This window comes from Christiangramia aquimixticola, assembly GCF_048285835.1.
Classification (GTDB): Bacteria; Bacteroidota; Bacteroidia; order Flavobacteriales; family Flavobacteriaceae; genus Christiangramia; species Christiangramia aquimixticola.
On sequence record NZ_JBLVTL010000320.1, the window covers coordinates 1 to 282 of the forward strand.

Genomic DNA, 282 nt, shown 5'->3' on the forward strand with positions numbered 1-282 from the left:
GTTTAGGATCAGTATATTTAAGCTATGGAAACGAATAGGCCAGATACTGTCAATGAACCTCAAGCTGAATACGGCATGTATTCCTATGCCGATTACTTGACTTGGCAGTTTGAGGAAGTCGTCGAACTGATCCGTGGAAAGATTTTTAAAAAAGCTGCTGCAGCACCTAGAAGAATTCATCAAAAAGCTTCAGGAGAGCTTTTCTTAAGAATTGGATCTTTTCTAAAGGGCCAAAAATGCCAAGTCTATACAGCTCCCTTTGATGTTCGTTTCCCAAAGGGC

At 40.8% G+C, this 282-nt stretch carries 1 protein-coding gene; it reads left to right on the forward strand.

From position 1 onward, the window contains the following. Window positions 1-24: 24 nt before the first annotated feature. On the forward strand, window positions 25-282 hold a 258-nt coding region (locus ACNKXV_RS14650; protein WP_417908433.1), incomplete at its 3' end, for a Uma2 family endonuclease.